Here is a 389-nt window from a genome sequence, read left to right on the forward strand (position 1 = left end):
GCTCAGTTTTGAGAGCTCAAACTCTCAAACAGCTTGCTTTTGCATGGAGCTTGTTCTTTGAAAACTAGATATCGAAACGAAAGTAAATGCGAATTAGAACATTCCTTTTTAGCTGAACTTGTGTAAACAAGTTTCAATAAAAACGGTAGTCAAATTGCTTTTGTGATGGTATCGGGTGAGAGCGACTTTTGGCTTTGCGCAAGCAAAACAAGGGAAGCGAGCGACCGAAACCGGAACAAAATGGTTAAGCTACTAAGAGCACACGGAGGATGCCTAGGCGCTAGGAGCCGATGAAGGACGTGGCGAACAACGAAACTGCCTCGGGGAGCTGTAAGCAAGCTTTGATCCGGGGGTGTCCGAATGGGGAAACCCAGCTGGGGTAATTTCCA

At 46.3% G+C, this 389-nt stretch carries 1 rRNA gene; it reads left to right on the plus strand.

Annotated elements, in window-relative coordinates:
• Positions 1-242: 242 nt before the first annotated feature.
• Positions 243-389, plus strand: a 23S ribosomal RNA gene (locus tag AB4111_RS31220); the annotation flags it as partial.

Source organism: Paenibacillus sp. 2KB_22 (genome assembly GCF_052115745.1).
GTDB lineage: Bacteria > Bacillota > Bacilli > Paenibacillales > Paenibacillaceae > Paenibacillus.